25 protein-coding genes are annotated in these 25,293 nt (G+C 41.0%); 12 read left to right on the top strand and 13 right to left on the bottom strand.

All coding sequences use genetic code 11. The features are described from left to right. Positions 1–23: 23 nt before the first annotated feature. Positions 24–572: a glycine-rich domain-containing protein gene (locus Q7674_RS02175; protein WP_237156789.1), complete on the bottom strand. Its 549-nt coding sequence runs from the start codon at positions 570–572 to the stop codon at positions 24–26. A 406-nt stretch (positions 573–978) separates the two neighbouring features. Here Q7674_RS02175 and Q7674_RS02170 point away from each other — a divergent pair, with 406 nt between their 5' ends. The 5 genes from Q7674_RS02170 to Q7674_RS02150 are packed head-to-tail and all read left to right on the top strand — an operon-like array spanning position 979 to position 6,615. Further along, positions 979–2,109, top strand: a complete 1,131-nt coding sequence (locus tag Q7674_RS02170; protein ID WP_305422436.1) for an efflux RND transporter periplasmic adaptor subunit — start codon at positions 979–981, stop codon at positions 2,107–2,109. After that, positions 2,109–3,383, top strand: coding sequence for a TolC family protein (locus Q7674_RS02165; RefSeq protein ID WP_305422434.1), 1,275 nt, complete (start codon positions 2,109–2,111; stop codon positions 3,381–3,383). The genes Q7674_RS02170 and Q7674_RS02165 overlap by 1 nt, the downstream gene beginning before the upstream one ends. After that, positions 3,380–4,594, top strand: a complete 1,215-nt coding sequence (locus tag Q7674_RS02160) for an ABC transporter permease (protein ID WP_305422432.1) — start codon at positions 3,380–3,382, stop codon at positions 4,592–4,594. The genes Q7674_RS02165 and Q7674_RS02160 overlap by 4 nt, the downstream gene beginning before the upstream one ends. Position 4,595: 1 nt before the next feature. Then, a complete protein-coding gene (locus tag Q7674_RS02155; protein ID WP_305422430.1) occupies positions 4,596–5,870 on the top strand; it encodes an ABC transporter permease in 1,275 nt (424 codons plus the stop codon). After that, positions 5,863–6,615 (top strand): ABC transporter ATP-binding protein, encoded by a 753-nt coding sequence (locus Q7674_RS02150; protein WP_107229694.1) that lies wholly within the window; start codon positions 5,863–5,865, stop codon positions 6,613–6,615. The genes Q7674_RS02155 and Q7674_RS02150 overlap by 8 nt, the downstream gene beginning before the upstream one ends. A gap of 62 nt (positions 6,616–6,677) precedes the next feature. Here the strand turns inward: Q7674_RS02150 and Q7674_RS02145 are convergent, their stop codons facing one another. Next, complete coding sequence (locus Q7674_RS02145) at positions 6,678–7,070, bottom strand: hypothetical protein (protein ID WP_144446901.1); 393 nt, start codon at positions 7,068–7,070, stop codon at positions 6,678–6,680. Positions 7,071–8,164: 1,094 nt separating this feature from the next. Here Q7674_RS02145 and Q7674_RS02140 point away from each other — a divergent pair. Further along, complete coding sequence (locus Q7674_RS02140; protein ID WP_045064602.1) at positions 8,165–8,830, top strand: DUF1826 domain-containing protein; 666 nt, start codon at positions 8,165–8,167, stop codon at positions 8,828–8,830. 62 nt (positions 8,831–8,892) lie between these two features. Here Q7674_RS02140 and Q7674_RS02135 read toward each other — a convergent pair whose 3' ends face one another. Next, positions 8,893–9,576 carry an MOSC domain-containing protein gene (locus tag Q7674_RS02135; RefSeq protein WP_045064604.1) on the bottom strand — a complete coding sequence of 228 codons (684 nt, stop codon included), beginning with the start codon at positions 9,574–9,576 and terminating at the stop codon, positions 8,893–8,895. Between the two features lie 355 nt (positions 9,577–9,931). After that, complete coding sequence (locus tag Q7674_RS02130) at positions 9,932–10,492, bottom strand: TetR/AcrR family transcriptional regulator (RefSeq protein WP_045064605.1); 561 nt, start codon at positions 10,490–10,492, stop codon at positions 9,932–9,934. A gap of 114 nt (positions 10,493–10,606) precedes the next feature. Here Q7674_RS02130 and Q7674_RS02125 point away from each other — a divergent pair, with 114 nt between their 5' ends. Further along, positions 10,607–11,173 (top strand): dihydrofolate reductase family protein, encoded by a 567-nt coding sequence (locus Q7674_RS02125; protein WP_045064607.1) that lies wholly within the window; start codon positions 10,607–10,609, stop codon positions 11,171–11,173. Between the two features lie 210 nt (positions 11,174–11,383). Beyond that, entirely contained in the window at positions 11,384–12,727 is a 1,344-nt protein-coding gene (locus Q7674_RS02120) for a DUF4397 domain-containing protein (protein WP_305422424.1), read from the top strand. 97 nt (positions 12,728–12,824) lie between these two features. On the opposite strand, the gene Q7674_RS02115 is transcribed toward Q7674_RS02120, so the two are convergent. The 4 genes from Q7674_RS02115 to Q7674_RS02100 form a co-directional block, all read right to left on the bottom strand. Continuing rightward, positions 12,825–13,202, bottom strand: a complete 378-nt coding sequence (locus Q7674_RS02115; RefSeq protein ID WP_045064610.1) for a hypothetical protein — start codon at positions 13,200–13,202, stop codon at positions 12,825–12,827. 136 nt (positions 13,203–13,338) lie between these two features. Then, a complete protein-coding gene (locus Q7674_RS02110; RefSeq protein ID WP_237156790.1) occupies positions 13,339–13,902 on the bottom strand; it encodes a pyridoxamine 5'-phosphate oxidase family protein in 564 nt (187 codons plus the stop codon). A 43-nt stretch (positions 13,903–13,945) separates the two neighbouring features. Continuing rightward, the gene (locus Q7674_RS02105; protein WP_045064613.1) at positions 13,946–15,475 is read right to left on the bottom strand and encodes a phospholipase D family protein; all 1,530 of its coding nucleotides are present in this window, start codon (positions 15,473–15,475) and stop codon (positions 13,946–13,948) included. Positions 15,476–15,528: 53 nt separating this feature from the next. Further along, positions 15,529–15,957, bottom strand: a complete 429-nt coding sequence (locus tag Q7674_RS02100) for an SH3 domain-containing protein (protein WP_045064615.1) — start codon at positions 15,955–15,957, stop codon at positions 15,529–15,531. Between the two features lie 462 nt (positions 15,958–16,419). Here Q7674_RS02100 and Q7674_RS02095 point away from each other — a divergent pair, with 462 nt between their 5' ends. The 4 genes from Q7674_RS02095 to Q7674_RS02080 all read left to right on the top strand — a co-directional run bounded on the left by Q7674_RS02095 (position 16,420) and on the right by Q7674_RS02080 (position 19,741). Next, positions 16,420–16,869 carry a PTS sugar transporter subunit IIA gene (locus Q7674_RS02095; protein ID WP_045064617.1) on the top strand — a complete coding sequence of 150 codons (450 nt, stop codon included), beginning with the start codon at positions 16,420–16,422 and terminating at the stop codon, positions 16,867–16,869. A 51-nt stretch (positions 16,870–16,920) separates the two neighbouring features. Further along, the gene (locus tag Q7674_RS02090) at positions 16,921–18,327 is read left to right on the top strand and encodes a PTS fructose transporter subunit IIBC (protein WP_305422420.1); all 1,407 of its coding nucleotides are present in this window, start codon (positions 16,921–16,923) and stop codon (positions 18,325–18,327) included. A 786-nt stretch (positions 18,328–19,113) separates the two neighbouring features. Continuing rightward, complete coding sequence (locus Q7674_RS02085) at positions 19,114–19,305, top strand: hypothetical protein (protein WP_045064620.1); 192 nt, start codon at positions 19,114–19,116, stop codon at positions 19,303–19,305. Then, positions 19,262–19,741, top strand: coding sequence for a hypothetical protein (locus tag Q7674_RS02080; protein ID WP_045064622.1), 480 nt, complete (start codon positions 19,262–19,264; stop codon positions 19,739–19,741). The genes Q7674_RS02085 and Q7674_RS02080 overlap by 44 nt, the downstream gene beginning before the upstream one ends. Before the next feature lie 201 nt (positions 19,742–19,942). Here Q7674_RS02080 and fliJ read toward each other — a convergent pair whose 3' ends face one another. Genes fliJ through fliF form a run of 5 tightly spaced genes read right to left on the bottom strand, consistent with a single transcriptional unit; the run spans position 19,943 to position 25,290 of the window. Beyond that, a complete protein-coding gene (gene fliJ / locus Q7674_RS02075) occupies positions 19,943–20,380 on the bottom strand; it encodes a flagellar export protein FliJ (protein WP_045064623.1) in 438 nt (145 codons plus the stop codon). Between the two features lie 6 nt (positions 20,381–20,386). Next, positions 20,387–21,739, bottom strand: coding sequence for a flagellar protein export ATPase FliI (fliI, locus tag Q7674_RS02070; protein ID WP_045064625.1), 1,353 nt, complete (start codon positions 21,737–21,739; stop codon positions 20,387–20,389). Next, the gene (gene fliH, locus Q7674_RS02065; RefSeq protein ID WP_305422416.1) at positions 21,736–22,545 is read right to left on the bottom strand and encodes a flagellar assembly protein FliH; all 810 of its coding nucleotides are present in this window, start codon (positions 22,543–22,545) and stop codon (positions 21,736–21,738) included. Before fliH ends, fliI begins: the two co-directional genes overlap by 4 nt. Beyond that, positions 22,545–23,579, bottom strand: a complete 1,035-nt coding sequence (locus Q7674_RS02060) for a flagellar motor switch protein FliG (RefSeq protein WP_305422414.1) — start codon at positions 23,577–23,579, stop codon at positions 22,545–22,547. Before Q7674_RS02060 ends, fliH begins: the two co-directional genes overlap by 1 nt. Further along, positions 23,548–25,290: a flagellar basal-body MS-ring/collar protein FliF gene (fliF, locus tag Q7674_RS02055; protein WP_045064631.1), complete on the bottom strand. Its 1,743-nt coding sequence runs from the start codon at positions 25,288–25,290 to the stop codon at positions 23,548–23,550. Before fliF ends, Q7674_RS02060 begins: the two co-directional genes overlap by 32 nt. Positions 25,291–25,293: the final 3 nt, after the last annotated feature.

Genomic DNA, 25,293 nt, shown 5'->3' with positions numbered 1-25,293 from the left:
GATAAACTCGGCCTATTGCGGTATTAATCTCCACCACAACCGCCACCAGCACCATCCGAATCAAATGAGCCACAGCCACTCGTACTGGCACTACAACCGATATCACCAGCGCAATAACTGCCATGATGCTTATCATCTTTACAATTTAATGTGTAACGAAAGCCATCTTCGATACTTAACCTTGTATCAATATCAAATAGCAAAGGTAAACGAGTAGGATTTTTAGGATCAATCGCTTCTTTAGTACAACAGAGTGACCATGCTCGCTTGATCCCTTCTGTTGCCTGTACCGAGCTTTTCATTACCTCGGTTGGAGTATGATGCAAAAAACGATCAAATGCCTTGTTACAGAACATTTCATATTCACGAGTAAACAAAATAAATTCATGCCATGCGACATCTACGACTTGTGACGGCATAGCAACAGCTTTTCCCTTTGCTTTATGACAAATATAAAAATAGTCTCGAAGGGCAACCATCACCAGATCAGTTTGCTGTTTCGTTAAATGTGGATATTTTCCTCTGACTTTCTCTGATAATATCGCAGGAAAAACGTATTTATTAATATACATTTCCCTTCTAAAATATTGGATATTCCTAATTTTAAAATAGATTAGCAAGGTAAAAATAATGACAACAGCAATCAATATAAAATCATCATTCATGGCATATTGCTAAGTAATATAACTTTTGATCCTATCTTTTATTATTACCACTTTCATTTTTAATCTAAATAAAAGCGATGTAAGACACATCTTTATGAAACATAAAAAGGTGATGTCATCTCGTTGCAGTTCCTCTAACGCTATCAAATAAATAAGCGGAATATGTATGATTCATAACATTTAACAGAGCTATAACACTTCATCATTTACAACCGATAAAATTTAATTGCAGATGTTATGAATTGTGCTATTCATAGTTGTCCAACTAAAAAAGCCCCATTTAATCGATAGAGATCCATTGACGAATATGACTATGAAAAAACGCTGGATTGCCATTGCAACCCTAAGTGCTATTGCTGCCTTAGGCATTTATGCAGTTAAAGCTCCCTCTTCTGATAAACACCATTTCACTATGTTGGCTGCTAAAAATGCGACTATTGAGAAACAAGCCATTGCAGTAGGACAAATCATGCTTGCTCAAGCGGTAAAGATTAAATCTCAAATAGAAGGGATAGTGGATAAAATTTATGTCAATCTAGGCGACAAAGTAGAGGCTGGCTCTCCCGTTATAAAGCTTCGTCCAAACCCTACACCGCAAGATCTCACTCGTGTTAATGCTGACTTATTAAAAAGCAAAGCCGACTTGGAATCAGCCAAAGTAAAACTGGCGAATTTACAACGTTTAGCGGCACAAAAAATTATTCCAGCCAATTTCGATGCTTATATTCAAGCACAAGCCGCTGTGAAATCGAAAACCGCTGAGTTAAAACAAAAACAACAAGAGTCTGATCTAATGAGTAAAGGCGAATCAAATGCAGGTTCCACTAAACTCACCTCTATTATTTATGCGCCGATTAACGGTACGGTATTGGATGTCAAAGTCGATGTCGGTGAACCGATCACGTCAACGGAATCAAACCAAGCAGCGACAGAAATTATGACCATGGCTGATATGAACAATATCATCTTTAAAGGTTCGGTGAGTGAGCATGATGCAGCTCAACTGACAGAGGGAATGCCTGTTGAATTAACCCTAGCACCTTATCCTGATCTAAAAATTGCAGGAAAACTCACTAAAGTTGCGGTGCAATCAGAAAAGCTAAACGACGATAGCAATAATAACCAACAAGCGCAGAGTTTTGATAATGGTTTTGCGGTTGAAGTCAGTGATATTAAGTTTCCTAAAGATATTACTTTACGCTCAGGTTTTACAGCTACTGCCCATATCACATTGAAAAAAGCGACTGACGTAATGACGGTACCTGAACGCGCTCTGTATTTTAAAGGCAATGATCCTTTTGTGCTTATCGCCGATGACTCAACTAAAGGCTATAAAGAGATTCCCGTGAAGCTAGGCTTATCAGACGGTATTAATGTCGAAGTCTTATCAGGCATTGAACCCAAACAAAGCATCATCGATGCCAGTATGGTTGAGGGCTTATAATGACAGCTATATGGCGTAACACGCTGTTGAGTCTTTCTCTTGGTTTGGTATGTACTCAAAGCTTCGCATTAACAATTAATCAAGCATGGACGGCGGCAAAACAAACAAGTCCTGATTACCGTATTAAGCAGCTTGAAGAGAGTAAGAGCCAATACGGTGTATCACTAAGCAAAAGTGCATTACTTCCTAGCCTTCAAGGGAGTGCTTCTTCCGGTTGGAATAAAGATCGTGGCAGCAGTAATGGCTACAATATTTCACTGACTCAATCGATTTGGAATAGTCAAAATTGGTCAGCATTGGATCAATCACAAGTAGATGTGGTTATTGCAAAAATCGCTATTACAAAAGCGAAAAACACATTGGCAGAAGAGCTTATCCAAGCTTATTTCGCTTTAGCACAAGCTCAACGTTCACTCGCCATTGCTGAGCAACAGCATAAAGATAGCCAGCAACTACTCTCACTGACAGAGCAGCGCTACAAAGCCGATTTGATCATGTCAACAGGGATTGACGATGCAAAAGCGCAAGTAATCAGCACTGAAACCACAGTATTACAGCGACAATCAGATCTCGTTGAAAAACAGTCTGCTCTCGCTATAGTGATCAACCAAACACCTGATCGCGTCAATGAAATCGACAGCCAAAATCTTCACCAACCTGCACTAGCATTAAATGATGAAAAAGCATGGTTAAACAAAGCAAAAGATAACAGCCCTGAATTATTGACTGAGATACAAAATGTTAAACGTCAACAACTTGCAGTAGATCAAGAACAAGCGGGATACTACCCCACCGTTAACGGCTCCGTTGGCTACAGTAATAACTTTGACAATAATAGTGAAGGAATGAGTGCAAGCCTTGGTGTTTCTGTGCCAATTGATCTTAATGGCGCGATAAAAACCAAAGTTTCACAATCTAAACTCGAGTTACAAATTGCTAAACAACGATTAAGAAAGGTGGAACTTAATCTCGAAAATAATGTGAAGACACGCTTTAACCAACTTGCTCTGGATTGGAAGCGCGTTGAGATGGGTGTAGAAAAAGTCAAATTCGATGAAAAAGCACTAAAAACTAAAGAGATTCTGTTTGATTCTGGCGCTGATGGTACAACGGTATTAGACATTATCAACGTTCAAGATAAGGTATATCGAAGTAAAGAAGACTTACAGCAACTTCTCTACCAGTACTGGTTAAACCGAATTGAATTGCTGAAGCTTACAGGTCAACTCAATGACCAAACAATTACTCAGATTTCTCAGGCCTTAATGCCATGATTACATTGCTTAGCCAAACCGTTCAAACACTGCTGACCCATAGGTTAAGAAGTGCATTTACCATTATTGCGATAGTCTGGGGCATTGTTTCAGTTTTAGTCTTAGTCGCATTAGGTGAAGGATTTTATCGTGAAAACTTAAAATCCTTTTCTATGTTAATGAGCGACACACAGAAAGTCTCTTTTGCACAAACAAGCAAACCGTGGCAAGGATACCCTGCTAGAAGAAAGATCACGACGACGGAAAAGCAGCTGAGTGTGTTGTCTGAAGTGCCCCAAATAAAGCAAGTCTCTATTTTATATTCAAATGCTAAAGCACAAGTCACCGATATTGACGGCACTCAATTAAAAGGGAATGTATTTGGAATTGATAATCACTTTCTGGCGCTAAATAACACGCGTTTAGAGCTAGGCTCTCGTAACATATCCCCAAGTGATTTAGAAAACCATACCCGTGTTGCCATTATTGGTTGGCGTTTAGCTAAACGCGGAAATATTCGTTTGAACGACAACATCAACATTAATGGTGTGCCGTTTCAAGTTATCGGTATTTCAAAAAAGACAGAAAGTAATGGGCTTACCAGAATTAAACGGGCTGCGTTAATTCCAAGTACAACGTTTAATGACTTATGGCTCATTAATCCTTCCGATCTATTGGTGCAACCAGCGGAAGGTATTTCAAGCATGGCATTACGTACAGCAATGCAAAACTTTTTCGCTAAACAGTACCAGTTTGATCCTAAAGACAAACAGGCGATACGAATGCCAGATTACAGTCGCTATGCCGATTTCTACACCAGCCTGTTACGTGGTATCCAGCTATTTTTAGGCGCTAGCGGTGCAATGACACTCGCGGTAGGTGCGTTAGGTGTTGCTAATATCATGTTTTTATCTGTAGCCGAAAGAACCCGTGAGATAGGCGTAAAACTTGCCATTGGTGCGACCCCTACTCATATTTTGATGCAGTTTATGGTTGAAGGTGCTGTATTAGTCACGGTGGGAACTCTTACCGGTATTGCTGTTTCTGCCATCATCATTCAAATCTTAAACTTGCTTTCATTACCTGATTGGCTCGGTCATCCAGTAATGACGTCAACGTCTATCGTTTTGACGCTTGTGATCACAGCAGTACTTGCTTTATTAGCTGCGTTTTTCCCTGCACGTAGAGCGGCACACTTAACGCCAGTGATTGCATTAAGCGCGAGGGCCTAAAATGTTTCCTGTTAAACAAATTTTCCATGAAATGTCAGCCGAAAAGCTTCGCTTGAGTCTTACTATTCTTGCCATTGTTTGGTCAACAGTCTGTATTAGTACCATGCTTGCAGCTGGTGAAGGATTACGCCAAGGATTAATTCGCAGTTCGACAAGTGGCAACGGTAATCTGATCTATGTTTCTAGCGGTGTCGCATCCATTAATCATGGCAATTTTTACAAAGGTAAATCACTTGATTTAACGATGGAAGATCAAAAGCTTATTCAAGCATTACCGACAGTAAAAATGGTATCAGCAACCGGTATATGGGAAGAAGATGCGCACTATAAAGATCGCCAAGCATTTATGTTCCCGCTTGCGGTTGAAAACAACTATAAAAAACTCAATGATTTAACATTAATGGCAGGTAGCCGCTGGTTTAACCCTCTTGATACAAAAGAGCAGCGAAAAGTCGCTATTTTAGGAAAAATACTGGCAGCGATATTATTTAACAAAGCTGCGTTTAGCTGGGATAAAGACGTAAAACTCGACAGCGATCCTGTTGGTAAACAATTTAAAATTGGTGATGAAGATTTTACCGTCATTGGTGTACTAGATGATGATCGTAACATTGAGTCGGGTTCTTCCTCTGAATACAGCATATTGGTACCTCAGGCGACATGGAAACGCTTTTATCCCAATGCTCCAATCCAGGGCATTAATGTAGAACCTCAACCTACCGCTAACCGTGAACAATTGGCCAAAACGATACGACAAGTGATTGCGCGCAAATACAACGCTGATATTACTGATGAGCAGTTAATTCAAACGGATGACATGCTGCTGCAGCAAGAAACCATGCGCTCATTTTTACTCAGGCTACAAAGTTTCTTAGGCATTATCGGCTTTGTTACATTAGGCGTTGCGGGAATAGGTATTGCAAATGTGATGTACGCCAGTGTCAAACGTGCAACACGTGATATCGGGGTTCGAATGGCAGTAGGAGCAACACCTAGTCATATTCGTTTGCATTATATTGTGCAAGCCATGATGACAATGGCGATGGGTGGTTTTATCGGGTTATTAATGACGCTTGGCCTTGTCAGCATCATTGACGCTATTCCTATTTCAAATTCAGGTTTTTATGCAAGCTTAGGTAGCCCTAAACCTGAACTGTCAATGTCAGTTATGTTAATCGTAATTTCTGCATTAATTTTGGTTGGCATTCTCGCAGCTTGGTTTCCTGCCAATAAAGCTGCAAGTATTACCCCATTAGAGGCACTTCAAAGTGAGTAAAATTCAATCTAACTTGGGTAAGACCCCAACTGATTCAGCCTTAGTTGAACTTAACCATATCTGTAAGTTCTATGGCGAAGAAAATAACATCGTTAAGGCATTAGATAATGTCTCTCTCACCATAAATTCTGGTGAATTTTTATCCATTCTTGGTCCTTCAGGCTCTGGTAAATCGACACTAATGAACATGCTGGGTTGTTTAGATAAGCCGACGTCTGGTGAATATTTTCTGGATAATAACGATGTATCATCAATGACAAGCCACCAACTTGCAAAAATCAGAAACCACAAAATTGGTTTTGTTTTTCAGAGTTTTAACTTATTAGAATATGCGTCGGCATTAGATAATGTTGCACTACCTCTCGTGTATCGAGGCGTAAAAACAAAAGAACGTCGAGAAAAAGCGGCAGACTTGTTAGCCCAGGTAGGGCTCGCGGATCGTATTCACCACAAACCAAATCAATTGTCGGGTGGTCAAAAGCAGCGTGTGGCAATAGCAAGGGCTTTAGTTAACGATCCGCAAATCATTTTGGCAGATGAACCAACGGGTGCATTGGACTCTAAATCAGGTGCTGAAATTGAAGCGTTATTTAATGACTTACACCAACAAGGGAGAACACTGATAGTCGTTACCCATGATGTGAGCCTAGCACAAAGAACGCCTCGCATTATTACTATCAAAGATGGCTCAATTATTTCCGATCAAATGACAGGTTATCAGCCACCTGTGGTTACAACAGAATAATAACTGTCTCGTTCAAATACGAACACAATGAAAAAAGCGAGCTAGATGCTCGCTTTTTGTCTCTATTTTTCAACTAAACATTGGTATTGGTAATCACCTTCAGGCTGACCAACACTATTTTTTGCTTGTTGTTTGAAGCATTTAACAATCTTTACAGAGAGCTGGTTATGGTTATCTTTATTATTAGAATACGCCGCTGTAAAAGGATGTAATGCCTTCATTAACTGTTTCGCTAACAGACCTTCAACTGAGCGTTGAGTGGTACCTTCTTTATATTTGCACTGCGTGAGGTTTTTCTTCGCTTCACAATGTATATCATCTGCAATCACCCATGATTTACCATTATTCTGCTCTACATACACAATCTGCCCTAACGTATTATATAGTGTTTGCTCTGCGGCTAACGCATTTGTACTTAAACATAATCCCATTAGTAGCAAAAAGTGTTTCATCATATTCTCCTCCGCATTCACCTCAACTGTAACATAGAGAAAAAAACAAACTTTATGAGAATGTAAATTTAACAATCTCAATCAGCACCATTGTATTCACGATGACGAGATTTCTCTTTTCTCCTTATCTCTTGTAAGAGATCTCTTACAAACGGTTAAGATAATCACGGTTTATCCTATCCAATACTTCCGATGCGATTTCATAATTATTTGTTTTTAAACATATAAATGTTAAGTATAAAAAACATAAATAGTCAGCATAAAAAGTATTTCCGACTAGGTATCTAGGTTTTCAAGCCTGTTTTTCCTAATATTAATGGTGTCAGAGGGAACTGGCGATACGGAACAGGATTGGAACCAAGGATGTTGGTGATCTCAGGATGAGATGTGATGAACTAGGATGGTTTATCAAACAAGGACTGTGAAGGACACTGCAGGATGCAGTAAAAGTAAATAGGATATTTACTGGTCAGGATGACACAAGGAACACTTCAGGAAGAAGTAAAGGACACCTCTAAGGAAAGAGAAGAGAGTTATAACAGGATGTTGTAACGGGTTACGGAAGCCATTGGAACAACTTCAGGATGAAGTAAAAAGGATAATGCTGACGGATTACAGCACTCAAAGGAATGATGCAAGGAGCACCATAGTAGCGGGATAGCTGCAAGTAAGACCTAAGGGCGCAACGAAAGTTGCGCCCTCTCTTTTTTATCTTGCAAAAATACAGCGAACGGCTTAAATTCAACCACAACGCATAGTGAACGGTTTGTAATTCACTTACTCACTGGTTTTATAATCTACTCTCTGAGTGTCTAAAGTTTCCTTTTCAACTTGCCAACGATCATTACTATTAACAAATAAGTAGTTCATATTTCGGCATTCAGTTTCATCATCCACTTTACACCATACACTGTCCTACAACTAGATCCCTTCTATCTCTTTCTATCACTGATTTTAATATGACAGATCATGTTCAAGCGTCTATTGTTAAACTCACATTCAATTTGTTATGTTATAACATAACCCAAATACACACTGATGCCTAAGTAATCTCAACAGGACTCAGGCTACTCAGATCAACGTGAGAATAGTCAGCCATGAATCAAGCCACTGCCCATCACTTAACTACGATAGAAAATACCAACTGTTCAAGTATGGCAACTCAACCCACAGTATTTACCGATATCTATCAAGACCATATTAATATCGCGGTTTGGCAGCGTAATCTGACGCTAGAACTCACTCAAGAAGTTGCCCTATTTCTCGAACAAAATCCGACATTTAGAAAAGCAATTTCACTTTCCCCTGAGACTGCGTTAGCAGAATTGGATCTTGCCACACAACGTAAATTACCGAAACCACTGCTAGAAAACATTGCACAACTGGTTGATATGTTCTGCTGCTTATTTGATATCAATGAAGTAGGTTTACGGTTAACGGCATTAAACAGTGCCATGTGCCCACGTTTCCATGTTGATCATATCCCTTGTCGGTTAGTAACAACGTTTCATGGCACAGCATCTCAATGGTTGCCTAACGATAAAGTGGATCGCACAAAACTGGGACATGGCAATAATGGACTTCCTGATGATGCTTCAGGGTTATACCAACAAGAATCAGATATTGCACAGCTTTCATGTGGTGATGTGGCACTGTTTAAAGGGGAAGCGTGGGCTGGAAATGAAAACCTTGGGATTGTACATCGCTCACCAGTCACCTCTCCGACTGAAACGCGATTACTGATGACGCTAGATTTCTGCTAACACAGTTAAGATTCACAGCATAAAAATAAACACAGCCAGCATGACCGCTGGCCTTGTAAAAATCACTGACGCTTTCCTATTAAACGTCCTGTCCAGTTTTCTACAACTTTATTTTGTAGTCGGCGTTCAAACACACCTTTAGTTTCTTTAGCTAACACATCTAAATCAACAAGCTGCTGCATTGCAGTTTTATTTTCAGTATCGACATAAAGGTAATGCTGTACTTTTGCTACCGTCCATTCTGGATGTAAGCGTTCAGTCACTTCGATCGTATCGCTAGCATTCATTTTTCCAGTTTGCAATACACGGTAAAACCAACCCGTTTTAAAATTATCTTGAACATAACGAGACAGCGTCGGTTCGCCAAAACGGCCATTTAACTTAAAGCATGGCTGACGAGGTTGAGTAACTTGTAGCACTACCGAGCCTACCTTCACAATGTCACCAATACACATGTTGTGTTCATTCATTCCGGTCGCTACAAAGTTTTCACCAAAACCACCTTTAACAAAATAGGCTGTTGACTCAGGAAACTGCTCCGCTAAATCAGCATAATGCGCAAAGTCATATTGCAGCACAGCGCGATCTTCACCACCATGAAAGCTTTCAGCTTGCTCGTCACCAGCAAGCCCCAAGGCAGATAGATTACAAGTATCAACGGTGTGCTTATCAATCGCGGTATTGCTGTCATACTGCGATTTCACTTTACCTAATCGTAACTCATCAAGGTTTGATACTGGATACATCGCGTTTTCCTTTACTAATAATTAAAACCGTAAGAAATGTATAACAAAGTGTGTTGTGTAAACAAATTAAGAATTTAGCCTAGTGAATACCATGTTATTGCTTGTAGCTACTTTATAGATAGTGGTTGTTACGTATGGTGCGAGTCAGGGAGGTTCTAGTAGTTATTCATCTTATTGTTATGGTTCATATTGCGATGAAGATGCTGCTTGGGATTATCTTCCTGGAAGCAATCAGTATCGTTGCCGTTCAACAAGTAATGGGCAGTTTGTTAATAGTGGATACTGTTCTCACCTATCAGCACAAAGCCAGCGTTAATATATCTCTGGCTTTACTCATTTTGATAACAGCTATGATTTATGCGTTTTCCAAAGCCAGACAATACATATTCAGCGGCCCTTTCAACATTGAAATATCTAGCGGCAAATGACCACTGTTGCAATTAAGCGCAAGAGCATAACCGTGAAGATAATCCACCAGCAAATCCAAGGCATCTTTCGCTGCAGTTTCATTTAATTGCAGCGGTGCAATCACTACCTTAAATCGTTCAATAAACACTTCAGCTGGGCTAATTGAATCCATACTTAGTAATGTTTCTAATAATCCAGAATAGTCATTGAGCAAAGTAACATAGCTGGTACAAAGTGCGTTTAGCTCGACTTTCCACGCATCGCTCACCTTTGGCTCATAAATATCTTCAATAAGCGAGGTCGTAATAGCTTCTAACAGCTTACTTTTATTCTCGAAGTAGTAATAAATCGCCATTGCATCAACTGATAAGCTCGATGCTAATTTACGAATACTGGGGACTTTTCCCTCTTCTTTCATCAATGATTTCGCCATATCTATGATGACGGCTTCACTTAATTGACTACCCGACCCTTTTGGTCGACCTCGTTTCTTCTCCTTGACAGACATTCAACCACCTCGCTAGACTATAATTTATTTCTACATTGTATAATTAATTATAACTGATGCTAAACCTTACGCCAAGTATGTGCCACGGTTAGCTAAAAATGTGAGAAACGATATATGAAATGCTCAGTCTATATAGCAACCAGTGTCGATGGCTTTATTGCAAGAAAAAACGGCAGTGTTGATTGGTTAGATGCGGCTCAAGATCCAAATATTGATATGGGTGATCACGCTAATATGGGCTTTGCCGATTTTATGGCATCAGTAGACTGTTTGATCATGGGACGCAAATGCATGGAAATGATTTCGAGCATGAACCTGACTCCTGAACAATGGCCATACGGTGATACTCGCATTTTCGTGCTCAGTAATACCGTTAATCAAGCGCCTGAAAATATCAGAGAGCATGTCGAAATGTACTCAGGTGATATTGAAGAATTAGTGACCAAACTAGAAAGCGAAGGACACCAACATGCCTACATTGATGGTGGTACGACTATTCAAGCTTTCATTAACTGCCAATTGATTGATGAAATCAGCATTACTTACGCCCCCGTACTATTAGGTGAAGGTATTCCACTGTTTGGTAAACTGCTTAAAGACATCAAATTGGAGCAAGCACAATCAACCGCTTTTGCTAACAACTTCGTTCAAGTGAAATACAGTGTGAATTACCAATCATAGCTTTGCGCTGACGTTTTCCGCTCCAATCGTATTGCCATTGCATCAAACCTTCTTTCAATAATTCTGAAAAAAACAGCAATAACCGTTTGTTATAAAGTGATATTACTCACAAGAGAATAAAGGATAGACAAAACACTTTTTTGCTTATGAACCGATGTTTTCATATCGCCGTAGAAATTTTTCCATGAACAAACAGGAAAGAGGCTTCATATGAAAAAATCAACACTTACATTACTAACAACGGCGACATTAATCTTAAGCGGCTGTGACAGCGATTCTCATGATGATAATGCTGAAATGCCTACGTCACAGCTAAGGGTAACGCATGCAAGTGCTGATGCGCCGCTTGTTTCTATATTGATGGATGGTGATGTGGTAAGTAGCTTATCTAACGTTGATTATCAACAAGGTAGCCCGTTACTCAACGTTGATTCAGGTAGTCATGATCTGATTGTGCGTGGACTACTCGCAAACGATGCAACTGCTGATGTGATCACAGCAAATGCCGTTAACCTTGCACCAGATATGCAATATGACGTTTTTGCAGTAAACAATGTGGGTGCTATTGAGCCTGTGATCCTCTCTCGTTCTAACATCGCACCAGATGAAGAATCTATTCGTGTCGATGTATTACATGGTCACCCAGACGTTGGCGGTGTCGATATTCACGTAACAACCGATCCTAGTATTAGTGCTGATACTGTCGCGGTTTCCGATCTTACCTTTAAAGAAGACGATGCTAATCTACCCGTTACACTTCCCGCAGGTGAGTACCGAATAAGGATCACGTTAGCAGGTAAGAGTACTGATGCCGATGTGGTATATGACAGTGGCAACATCGCATTAGATGGTGGTAGCGATTTAATGGTAACAGCTGTGCCCAATGTAAGCGGCGGTGCTGTTTCTCCTGTAAATCTTCTGGTTGCAGACGGAAAAACAGTTAATGTACTTCGAAATACAGGCGAACAATCAACGGTGCGCGTTGGTCATGCCGTCGCTGATTTAGCGGATGTCGATGTAAGAGCCAGTGGCAATATTGTGTCAGGACTCGATGCTATCAGCTATGAAACAATTAAAAGCATTGATTTAGCACCAGACAGTTATGATTTAACTGTCACGCCAACGGGAGCAACAACACCCGAAGCCATTAAAGCTCCTGGTACTACTTTTACAGCAGGATCTGAAACAACCATTTTTGCCGTCGGACAATTTGCCGCTCAATCTATAGAACCTGTTGTTATTGAAGATGATTTAAGAAGTGTTGCGACATATGCAAAACTAAGAGTGCTGCATGCTAATCCAATAGCAGGCATGGTAGATATTCACGCAGCCCCTACAGGCACAGGTTTCTCAGCCGAAACTGCGGTATTAAAAAATGTGAATTTCAAAGACTCTGCTGTACTTAACGTTGATGAAGGTAATTACGATTTCGCCGTTGCAACAGCAGGAACAACCTATGTATTGCTAACAGCTACCGATGTAGCGCTTGCGGGAGGCAACGTAGCAACCGCCTTTGCAACTGAAAATTCAATAGCGATCAACGTTGATAAATAAGGCTATCAATACATAACAAAAAGTCCGCGGAATAAACGCGGACTTTTTCATTGGTATTACGCTATCAAAAGCATTGCCTTTTCATTGCAACGCTTAATTAGTTATCAATACCGCAATCAGTGCAACTTAACAGTACAATTTCGTGTTCAAATACCGCCACATCGCTGCCATCATCAAAAAGATCAGCAATTTCTTCCGCTACTTCTTGCTCATCTTCAGCTTTAACTTGGTTCTCTAATGCTTCTTCAGAGTAGCCGTAGAAATTAAGTAATAAATAGTCACGAGCTTCATCTTTTGTACATGTCACGTTTACTGACACTTCTGGCTCAACGTTATCTTTCGCAATAATCGCAGACGCTTGAGCGGAAACATCTTCTTTCATCGCAGCTGTTAACCAACCAAGATCAATGCTTACTGTGTTCTTTTTACAGTTAAAACAAGGGAGTTTCTGAAAGTAATATTGAAAGTCAGTCATAGATAATTTCTTCTTTAAATGTTGTTTGGCACGATTATGAGTATTTTCTAGCAAAATACTAGCGTAACAGGCAGTGAAAATTAATTATCGTGAGTGGTTTGATGAAGCATTAAGCACGAAATAACCGCTTATTTCGTTACTCAACGTCCAAGCCTGATCTTTTAGCTATTTCAGTTTCAAAGCCATCAATACTTTTCTGATTCTTTTTGAGCCAATATTGCTCTATCCCTGCTATACCTTGCTTTTCTGACCAGTTAGCCAAGTCGTCACGATCGCCTTCATAGCTAAAATACGGAACCGACTTTCCACAAGACGACTGAACAAAATCAATATCTAACACGAATATTTGTCTAGAGGCGACACTTTCTGGAAATAGCTGCACATACTGCTCCCATTCTTGATCTTTAACATGCAAGACTTTTGCCTTTCCATATACACGAAAAATGAGCGGAGCCCCTTCAAATGCGCAGAACATGAGTGTCATTCGTGCGTTTTTAATAACATGCGATGCAGACTCATTACCACTGCCCGTTAAGTTTAACCATGCTATCTGCTTTGAATTGATCACTCTTAAGGAATCACCGCCTTTGGGAGACAAATTCACATTACCGTTTTCAGCCGCAGTACCAACAAAATAGATTTTTTGCTTTTCAATAAACTCTGTATGTTTATCTGATAATTCCGAAAATTGTTTACCCAAAGTAGTAACCTCCATATTAAGTGCTTAATAAAAGGGATTGCGCTTACAAATACTTCTCTATCGGCAATAACTGTAAGAACTCTGATTTCATCCGATCCCATTGCTCGGTTTCAGGTTCGCTGTCCCATGTTTTATCACCGGAATGCCAATGCACAGTGCCGTTATCAAGGCTTAAGTGCCAACTGTTATTATCTTGCATTGCGCCCTCTAAGGTCGTGGCAAGCTCTGCTGCAACCTTAGGGTTTTCAATTACCAATAACGATTCAGTATTGAGATAAGTAGAACGTAAATTGAAGTTAAAAGAGCCAATCGTCGCTATTTGATGGTCAAAAACCGCTGATTTAGCATGTAATCCGTATACTGCGTTCGGTGCACATTTATCGCTATCTTGAAGCACAATCTCACATAACTTAGCGTCAGGCTTTAATTCAAATAAATCGATACCACTTTCCAGCATCTCTTGGCGTCTACCTGCATAGCCAGAGTGATTAGTGACCAAATCATTAGATGCCATTGAGTTGGTTAAGGCCTTGATCTCGACTCCTCTCTGGTTGAGCTGCTGTAACCCAGCTAACTGATTGTCATCAAATACAAGGTAAGCAGATTCAATAATGATGTCGTTTTGGGTATTTTCCGCTAGCTTAGATAAATACTGCGCAGTGGCTTTTGGCTGATCGGTATTATCTATCTCATCGGGAATTGGCTGATCAGCAATATAGGTTGCTTTTACCCATGTCATATTATCCACCAGCGACGCTAAGTACTGCGCGGCTGACGCTTGGCTTTGTGGCAATGCCGGATAATGTTTGTAATAAGGAACTTGAATGTTAGATAAATCCGGTTGCTCAAGAGTAGGATCATCACTTAACAAATCAACATCGTATGCCCATTCACTGTTCCAGTAATCATTAAAGCTCTGTTGAACATCAGTAACCACTTCCCCTCTTGCTAATACATCTCGATCACGCAAATTCAGCTCATGAGAAAGATCAAAATATTCATCACCAATATTGCGCCCGCCTACTACGGTAAATACGCCATCCACAGTGAAAGACTTATTGTGCATTCGACGATTTAAACGAGAGAAATCCCCTAAGAAGCTCATCCATTTACCCGCATTACGGGTCGGGATCGGATTAAAAATGCGGATCTCGATATTCGGGTGTTTATTTAACCCTGCCAACAAAGCTTCACGCTCGTTTAAATTAATGTCATCAAGTAGAACACGGACATGGACACCACGATCAGCAGCAGCCACTAAACGAGTGGCTAGATAGCTACCAGAAACATCAGAGTTCCAAATATAGTATTGAATATCAATGGTATGCTCTGCGGTTTCAACCAAGGCTAAACGTTGCGCAAGCGCATCCCAACCCGTGTTTTGCACCAATACCGCACTCGGTGTTTGTGAAGTTTGTTGCTGACGATGACCATCATTTAATGTCGATAACAAGCTGGTCATTTTCGGGGTTGTTGGCGCAGTTAAGTGCTGAGCTTCTTTAGGTAAAGACGAGCACCCTGTTAGCATGGCAATACAAAATAACGGTGCTCGCATCCCTTTATAATTAGGCATATAACAACTTCCTTGTTCATCACATCTGCAATAAGGTTCTCACTTAAACCTCATTATTTATTGGCTGATGGCAGATCGTGAGTTAATTCTCTTTTATCACAAGCAGCGTAGTGCTGAGTTTCCATCACGTACTTTGCAGCAACCCAACCTTCTGTGCCTTGGTAATTCACTTTACACCAACGTGGGCGCTGTTTTCGGATCACTGCTAACTCAGCGTCAGATAAGGTACTAAATTCTTGATAAGTCACACCGCCAACACAACCGCGATTTTGTAAACAGATCCCATCATACGGGATCTCACCTAGCTTCTTGGCGCTGTAAACAGGCTTTTCACGAATATTGAGCACATCATGTTTTTCAACTAAATGTACATCATAGTAATCAGGCCCATCTGCAGTAGCGTAAGCAAGATTTATAAAAGCGCTACATAATCCTAAAGCTGTAACTACCAAAATTGTAGGTTTGATAATGGCTTTTATCATTAGATTGTAGCTCCTCGCTCACTTATCCATTTGATAAAACTATAAACGCTATCAGTAAATAGACCAATGAACCGCCCCTGAATTTTAACTATTTTGATACAAATTTGACGTAACAGCACTTCGACAGATTTTTCACCTGCCAATAATTAAATTTCATCAACAGAAAAAAGACACGATTTTTTAACAACATCACTAAAACGTATTGCCATTATCCCTACAAGGAAAACAGTTCGAAATAAAACAAAAAGTTAAATGTTTTCCATATGTTTCATTTTGACCTTTTTGGTAAACAAAAAGTAACCAAAGCCATTTCGCACATGTGTTTTATTAACGTCTGATGTGACTCTCGTTGCATGTTTTTTATGCTTTTTTATTAGAAAACCAAAGCGTGATAGAACAAACAATTTCAAACAAGCAGATACGTATACTTTTCTCTAACTTAAATGGACTTTGAGAAATTTTATGCTTTCCACATTAGTAAATACTCATCACATCAAAATCAATTTAAACGCCACCAGCAAAGACGAGCTATTCCAAGAGCTGGTTGATGTACTGCACGCCAACAACCGTATTTCAGATAAAGCGCAGTTTTTAGCAGACATTCAACAACGTGAAGCCGACAGCATCACTTGCATGGACGGCATTGCCTACCCTCATGCCAAATCAAAGGCGGTATTAGAGCCAGCTATTGCCGTTGGGATCAAAAAAGAGACCATCGCATACGGTGATGAAGACGGTGTAGAGCCTTCGTTATTTTTCATGATTGCGTCACCTGATAACGGTGCCGATCACCACATTTATGTGCTTCAAGAACTGTTCGGCAAGTTCGGCGATGAGTTTCTGGAAGCCATGCATAACGCTACATCAGAGCAACAAGCCTTAGACGTGCTGTTATCTGATCAATTTTCATAATCACCTGTTTCAACATTCCCCCATTTATAATTAAAAAAGAGTGATGTACCCATGACAACGACAACAATGACCAACGGTCAAGGCAGTGATTGGAAACAAACACTGTCGACCATGAAACAACACTTATTATTTGGTACTTCCCACATGCTACCTTTCGTTGTAGCTTGTGGTGTATTGTTGGCCCTAGCTGTAATGGCAACAGGTCAAGGTGCGGTGCCTGATACAGGTATTCTGAAAGATATCTCAACCATTGCGATTAAAGGCTTAGTGCTATTCCCAATCATTCTTGGTGGCTTTATTGGCTACTCAATTGCAGATAAACCAGCACTTGCACCTGCATTTATTGCATCTGGCATCATGGCTGACATGGGCGGCGGTTTCCTTGGCTGTATCATTGCCGGTTTCATTTCGGGTTTTGTGGTGCTACAACTTAAAAAAATCCCAATTCCTAACCACTTATCAGCACTGGGTGTGTACTTCCTATACCCACTTGCAGGTACATTGATCAGTGCAGGTATCGTAATGTGGGGCTTAGGTGCTTTCATTTCGACTTTCATGGCAAACATGAACGAATTCCTAGCATCAATGGCTGGTTCTTCTAAAGCTGTACTAGGTGCAATTCTAGGTGGTATGACAGCGTTTGATATGGGCGGCCCTATCAACAAAGTTGCAACCCTATTTGCGCAGACTCAAGTTGATACTCAACCTTGGCTAATGGGTGGCGTGGGTATTGCTATCTGTACTCCACCACTAGGTATGGCACTAGCAACATTCCTATTTAAGAAGAAGTTCTCTACTGAAGAGCGTGAAGCAGGTAAAGCTGCTGCAATCATGGGCTCTATCGGTATCTCTGAAGGAGCAATTCCATTTGCAGCTAACGACCCAATGCGTGTACTTCCATCTATCGTGATCGGCGGTATGGTGGGTTGTATTTTCGGTTTCGCAACAGACGTACTTCTTCATGCACCTTGGGGCGGCTTAATTACAGCACCTGTTTCTAGCAACATTCCAATGTACGTGGCTGGTATTCTAGCGGGCTCATTCACTACCGCTATCATCGTTGGTTTCTGGAAGCCTGAAGTCAAAGAGGAAGAAGAAACAGCAGACATCGCACCAAAAGCAGAGCAAGCAACACAAGTTGAAAGTGCACCAGTCGCGGGCGAAGGCGAATACGATGTTATCGCTATCACTTGTTGCCCTTCAGGCGTAGCCCATACCTTCATGGCTGAAAAAGCGATTTACAAAGCAGCGAAAGAGCTAGGCTTGAAAGCGAAAGTGGAAACTCAAGGTCAAAACGGTATCCAAAACCGCTTAACCGCAACGGATATTGCCAATGCGAAATACGTTATCTTGGCACACGACATTGCAGTAAAAGAAGCTGAGCGTTTCAATGGCGTAAACGTGATTGAATGTTCAACCAAAGAAGCAATGAAGAAAGCTAAAACCTTTATGAGCTAATGCCGTAAAAGTTAGGCAGAAAAACGTAAAGGCTATGAGCGTAATGTTCATGGCCTTTTGTTTTTGGTGTGGATAGTGAAATCAGGCTGATTACGCTAACCTACTCATCTCAATTAGTCAGTTTTTGTATTAACTGTAATAACTATTGAAGCCCTACTTATTTAAAAGCTTTTTATGTAAGTGAGAATCATCTTACGGGTTGTTAAACAATACATTTAAAACATATGGTTTAACAAACCCAGATCCAGTCTGATTTTAGGACTAGTACATTTTAGGACTAGTACTTTCTAGCACGAAAATGCCCCATTATCATTCAGAGCAAATACTCATTCATATCGCATTAACGTGATTTTGGATTAGTTTTATTTACTGTGTATATCAACAGTTATAATGAAACTTGGTGATTTTATCGCTTTAGTTCTGTTTTTAATAAGCAATATTTCTTGTTAAAAACAGGGGTAAAGCTATAACTAATTGATTGTTTAATAATTTAATATTTCGGTTTGTATTTAATAAGACTGATTAAATACATTTCTTACTTTCACACTCTCTTTCAAATCGATAAATGTAATAAAGTGCTATTAATCTCATAATATTTAACGATTGTATCGAGTATAATATCTATATTTTATAAGTATATTTTTGCGTAAAAGTAAGAATGCTTATTAATATACTGTTATGTGTCAGATAAGGAGTTGGCGCATTAAGTGTTGTTTTTTAGAGGAAAATGACATATATTTAGTCCAGAAGAGTAGATATTTTAATCTTACTTCAAGGAGTAACGTTATGAATACTCAAGAAATGAATGCTTATAAAGAAAACTTTGCAGCTTTGATTTCCATTACCGATGGTACCAAAAGAATCAAACTTTCAGGAAGCATCGCTGAAAAAAAAGAACAATTATTAAAAGAGCTAGGGACTGTTTCAGCAACCTATGAGTACACAAGCAACAAAAAACCTAGAAAAGCGCGCTATTGAAGACGCGACCATTAATCAACTTTTCGGTGTTTTGAGTGAAGAGTTTGGTTATGACTATACGGAGTGGCTAGACGAAATTTTGGCTTTGCAAGATAAGTGGCAGAAGCAAGGTTTCGTTGAAGTTTATAGCTCAGATAAGTACAAAGAGTATGGGCGTGTTAAGGACTCTTCGCTAAAACATGGCGCATCTCCTTGGTATATCGGTATATATCATGCCCGCTTGATGGACAATGGTGATAACGATCCTCTAGTTATTGTAAAGTTTCATGAAACAGAAACTGGCGAGATCGTTGACATGAAGCTTATGTTAGATCACCCAGAAATCTTTGGCAAAGACGCTCAAGAAAAAAATGACCCAGCTCGAATGAAAGAAATTCGACAGCAAATTGACGAGTTTATACAGAAGGCAGATGCTAAACTTATAGAAAAAGAATAGCACTTGTTATCATGAGAATATTAAAGCCGATATTAATGTCGGCTTTTTTGATCACTAAATCAAACTGAAACATAACAAATAAGGATATGTGTCGCGCAGCTGGTACCCATCCATACTTTTTCTAATATCTACTTAACAGAATAGAGCAATTAATCTAAGCAGTTTCTGTCCATAAGTAAGTTACTAGACATAATTATCACCTCAAATCCTCCGTTTCTTATGCCTCAAGTTAATCAACTCTTCTAACTGTTTTTGCTCTTTACGGGCTTTTTCATATTGTTGTTTGGCAAGCCATCGTTTTTTCACTTCTTCAAAGCGTTTTACTTGTTGGTTACTGGCTTGTAATTGCTGGGCACTGTGATCACATTCCGCACTCATGATTGCTTGTTCATGTTGGTGATGGTCAATCATGATCGTTAGCTGTGAGGTTAATTGATTGCTGTTAGTTAGCATGGCGCTATTCATCGTAGCGCCATGAGTTTGTTCTGTGCCCGTATAATGTTGTTTAAGTTGGCTTAATAACTGGAGTTGTTGTTGATAGTTATCTACTTGCTGGCGTTGCTGTTGGTAAATGGCACTGAGTTTATCGCGCTTTTGTTCTGATAGTCGTTGTAACTGCTCAACCGCTCGTACATTCATAAACCATTAATGCTCCATTGTTGACGTCGCTGATTGTGATGAAAACAAGTTAGCTAATTGAGTTAAGCTCGCTTGGTAATCACAGTGCTCATTCACAGGCTGCTGCAAGAACTGTTTTAGCTGAGGTTGCATCATTACCGCTTGATCTAATTCAGGATCTTGCCCTTGTTGGTAGCCACCTAGTGGTAATAATTCTTTTACTTGCTGATAGTTCGCATTTAACTGTCTAAATTGATTCGCAACGGTGACATGGGCTTGCTCGGTACAACTGCTCATACATCTGCTGATGGAAGCATTAATATCAATGGCTGGATAATGCCCTTGCTCTGCTAAGGTGCGAGATAATACGATATGACCATCTAAAATGGCGCGAGCAGAATCCACCACGGGATCTTGTTGATCGTCCCCTTCTGCTAACACGGTATAAATGGCGGTTAAACTGCCGTTGGGATTTTCACCATTACCAGCACGTTCTAATAGCTGTGGTAATAAGCTAAACACTGACGGTGGATAGCCTCGTGATGCTGGCGGCTCGCCTAGTGCAAGGGCAATTTCACGTTGCGCCATGGCATAGCGAGTTAATGAATCCATCATCAGTAATACGTCTTTGCCTTGATCACGAAAGTATTCCGCAACTCGATGACAAAGCTTGGTGGCACGTAACCGCATAAGTGGTGATTCATCAGCTGGGGCTGCAATGATCACCGCACGTTTGCGCCCTTCTTCACCAAGATTACGCTCAATAAACTCACGGACTTCTCGACCACGTTCACCAATTAGCCCAACCACAATAATATCGGCAGCGGTGAATTGGGTGATCATCCCCATTAAGACACTTTTACCCACGCCACTGCCTGCCATTAAGCCAATGCGTTGTCCTTTGCCAACCGTTAGTAAGCCATTAATCGCTTTAATGCCAACATCTAGCGGTGATTCAACAGGTTGACGTTTCATTGGGTTAATGGGTTTGGGCTCTAACGATAAACGCTCACCACCTTGTAACGACTCACCATTGTCTAATGGCTCGCCTAACCCATTTACGACACGCCCGATCCATTCATGGCTAACATTAACGGTACTACCGCCCTGCATGGGAATTACTTTCGCGCCTGCGTATAATCCACCAAGTTGGCGCACTGGCATTAAGTAAGCAATATTATGATCAAAACCGACCACTTGCGCTTCAATTTGCTCGCCATCATCAGCCACTATTAAGCAACGTTGATCGAGTTTGAACCGACAACCCACCGCTTGCAGCATCAAGCCATTCACTTTCACTAATCGCCCTGTAACCTTGGCAATAGGCACACTATCAAGGGCGGCAAGTGCTGTTAAGCTATCGGCTTGAAGGCGGTTCATTCACCCTCTCCTTTACTGGCATGATTTTGATCATCGGGTTCTTGCTCTACGTTAATCGGTGTTTCCAATGGCTGATTTTGTTCGACTAAATGCTGCTGAACATTCTCGATACAGGCTTCTAATCGGGCATCACAACCGACATCCGCTTCTGCGTTATCGGTAATAAGCAGACAGCCTCCAACGGGCAATGCAGGATTAGCAATTAACTTCCAAGCCTCAGGTAAGCTCTTGTTAATGGTATGGATGCGATCAATATCTTGTGGATTAAGCTCGATGATGATTTTTTCGGTTTTACCCGGAATCGCCTCTAATGCCTCATCTACTAAGGCGAGAATTTGTTGCGGCATTAATGTTAATTCAGCGCGGATCACTTGCTGTGAGACTTTCTGGACTAAATCGCAAATAAGCTGACGTTGTTGTTTGTCTTTTTCTTGATGCCATTGTTCTAACTCAAACAAGATTTTCTCTACCTGTCGTACCGCTTGGCTAAAGACTTCTTGTCCTGCTAATTCACCTTGAGCAAAGCCTTGTTGAAAGCCTTCTTTTCGCCCTTCCAGTAATCCTCGTTGATGACCTTGATCGACACCTTGCGCTATTCCCTCATCAAACCCTTTGGCTAGACCTTGTTGAAAACCCTCATCAAGTTTTTGTTGTAATTCAAACTGACTGTCTTGCCAATTTAATGCAGGATCGCTATCACTAAAGCCATCAGATGAGTGGTGATTAACAGGATCGGCAATCGGAGGAAAACGATGTAAACGATATTGCCCCGGTGAGAGCTGCTGAATAGTGACTTTCTTCATCATTACTCCACCGTCATTTCTTGATAAAGCTGAAGATCGATTTCACCGTTTTCTGCCAGATCTCGTACTTGCTCCATAATTGATTGGCGAGCACGTTCTACTTCACTGACTGGCACTGCACCTTTTAGCGCCATTTCATCTTCTAGGGTTTTCACCATACGTTGTGGCATTGAACGTTTAATGGCTTGTTGTAAGCTGATCTCAGCCCCTTTTAATGCAATCACCCAAGTGGCAACAGGGATCTCTTGCACCAATCTATCCATAGTTGATTCTTTTTGACGGCCAAGCACCATGAAATCAAACATGTTGGTTTCAATTTCATCCACCATCTCTTCATCATGCAGACGAAGTAATTCCATCAATTGACCGCGATCACCTTCAAAACGGTTGATAATATCGGCAACTTGCTTAGTACCTAATATTGGGGCGTTCTGCGCTTGAGACATATGCGCGATGCAACGTTCAATCAAATCATGGAGATCGGTTGCGACATCGTGATCAATTTCTTCAAGTTGAGCGATGCGATAGAGAAGCTCATCGTGATAATCCACCGACATTTTCGCTAACACTTTTGATGATGTTTCTGGCGGTAAATAAGCTAGGAATATTGCCTGCATTTGGGGATGCTCTTGGCTCACATATTTTGCCAGTAGTTCTGCATCTACCCACTGTAGTCGCTGCATGTTATTACGCAGCTCATCACCATAAATATTATTAAGTAGCCCTTTAGCTAAATCATTGCCCAAGGCTTTGCGTAATGTGTTGGAAAGGTATTCTTTCGATGCGCCACGAATGCCACTATGAGCACGAAAGTCATCAAAGAAATGCTGGATCACGCCTTTCGCACTGTCACTTTGAATACCACTTAATGATGCCATTGCGCATGTGACACGTTGCACTTCATCACGAGAGAAATGCTTTAATACTTCGGCGGCGGCATCTTCTCCCATTCCGAGCAGAACCACGGCAGTTTTTTCTACAGGTGATAGCGGTGCTGGCGTGCTATCAGTCGGATTTTTTGTTTGCGATTGGCTCATTGACGTTCACCCATTGTTTTAAGACTTCAGCAACACGCTCTGGCTCTTCGTTAGAGATCAGCTGTAAGTGTTTAAGCTGAATTTCTAATGGTGAGCCTTGTGGAGGTAATAAATCATTACTGGCATTTAGTGCGTTATTGGCACTTTCAATCCCTTTCGCAGCTAAACGTTCATTTAGCGACTCTTCATGCTCTTGTTCAGCGCGGGTTTTAAGGTTTTCATCGTATTCTTGTGGTATGTCTTCTTCAGCAAACGTTAGCTCTTTACGACCACGATCAAGCCCTGTTAGATGCGTGATTAGTGGACGTAACACGAAGAAAATCATCGATAAACCAAGAATACCGCCAATCATGTAGCGTAATGGCTGTTGTACGGTAGGATCTTGCCACCAAGGGATCGCTGGCGGTGCTTCAATAGCGATGGGGGTGAAATTGAAACTCAATATACTCAAGCTATCGCCACGTTCAGCACTGATCCCTACCGCATCTTTGATCATGGCGCTAATTTGCTGAGTTTCCGCTTCTGTCCATGCACTGCCGTTTGGTGCAGCGGTGGAATTAAGCAGTACTGATACATTGAGTTTATTGAGTTTGCCTTGCTGATATTGCGTATGACGAACGCTACTGCCTAGGGCATATTGGCGATTGATCTCTGTGCGTTCATTGGTGTTTTTGCTGTCTTTATTTTCTTCTTCACCTGTGACTGGCGGCTTATTACTGAGCGAGCCTGGCACACCTAATGCAATATTATCTATGCTGTTATTTTCTATCCGGTGTTCGTTTTTCACCACTGGCGCTGAATCAACAACCTCTTTGGTTTCTTGTACATGGCTAAAATCAAGATCGGCTGCAACTTGAACCCGATAATTACTCGGCCCGACAATTGGCGTCAGCATATCAGCTGCACGTTGGATCACCTGCTTTTCGAGATTCTTCTGATAATCAAGGTACTTTGCATTCACTTTGCCCATTTCAGACGAGCCAATATCAGCACTGAGTAAACGCCCGTACTGATCAACCACTGACACGTTTTCTGTTTTCATTCCCGTTACGCTACCAGTAACAAGATTAATGATGGCTTCAACTTGCTCGGTTTTTAGATCTTCACCGGGTTTAAGCTCAACCATGACCGAGGCTGTTGGCGCTTCCGCATTGTGGCGAACAAATAGGGTTTTGCGTGGGATCGCTAAATGAACACGCGCATTGGCAATAGCATCAAGGGCTATAATGGTTCGCACTAACTCGCCTTCTAGTCCATGACGGTAACGTGCCGTTTCCATAAACTGGCTAGTACCTAACGAGGAATCTTCTTTTAATGAATCTAACCCTGTCGGTAATTTAGCTTTGATCCCTTTTGCAGCCAGTAACATACGAATTTTGGCGACCTCCCCTTCAGCCACCAGCACTTGCCCATTAGCTTCTTGTAAGCGATAGGGAATACCTTCAGTTTCTAATACTGAGATGATCTCGCCACTATCAAATCGCTCTTGTTGACCATAGAGCGGGCGATAATTTTGACTTGAACTCCATAGCGCCACCACAATGATCGCAGCAACAATGGCAGCCAATACCGCAGAGAGCACTAGGTTACGTTGGCTGCTATCCCATAAATTTTTTATATTCTCGATATAAGGGTTTGAGGAGGCTGATTTTACTGACGCTGCACCTGTTGCCGTGTTCGCCATGGTAGGTTGTGCAATGATTTCAGACATAAG

The sequence above is a fragment of the Photobacterium leiognathi genome (assembly GCF_030685535.1).
Classification (GTDB): domain Bacteria; phylum Pseudomonadota; class Gammaproteobacteria; order Enterobacterales; family Vibrionaceae; genus Photobacterium; species Photobacterium leiognathi.
The sequence above is the reverse complement of the archived record's forward strand: the minus strand, read 5'-3'. Positions and strand labels throughout refer to the sequence as shown.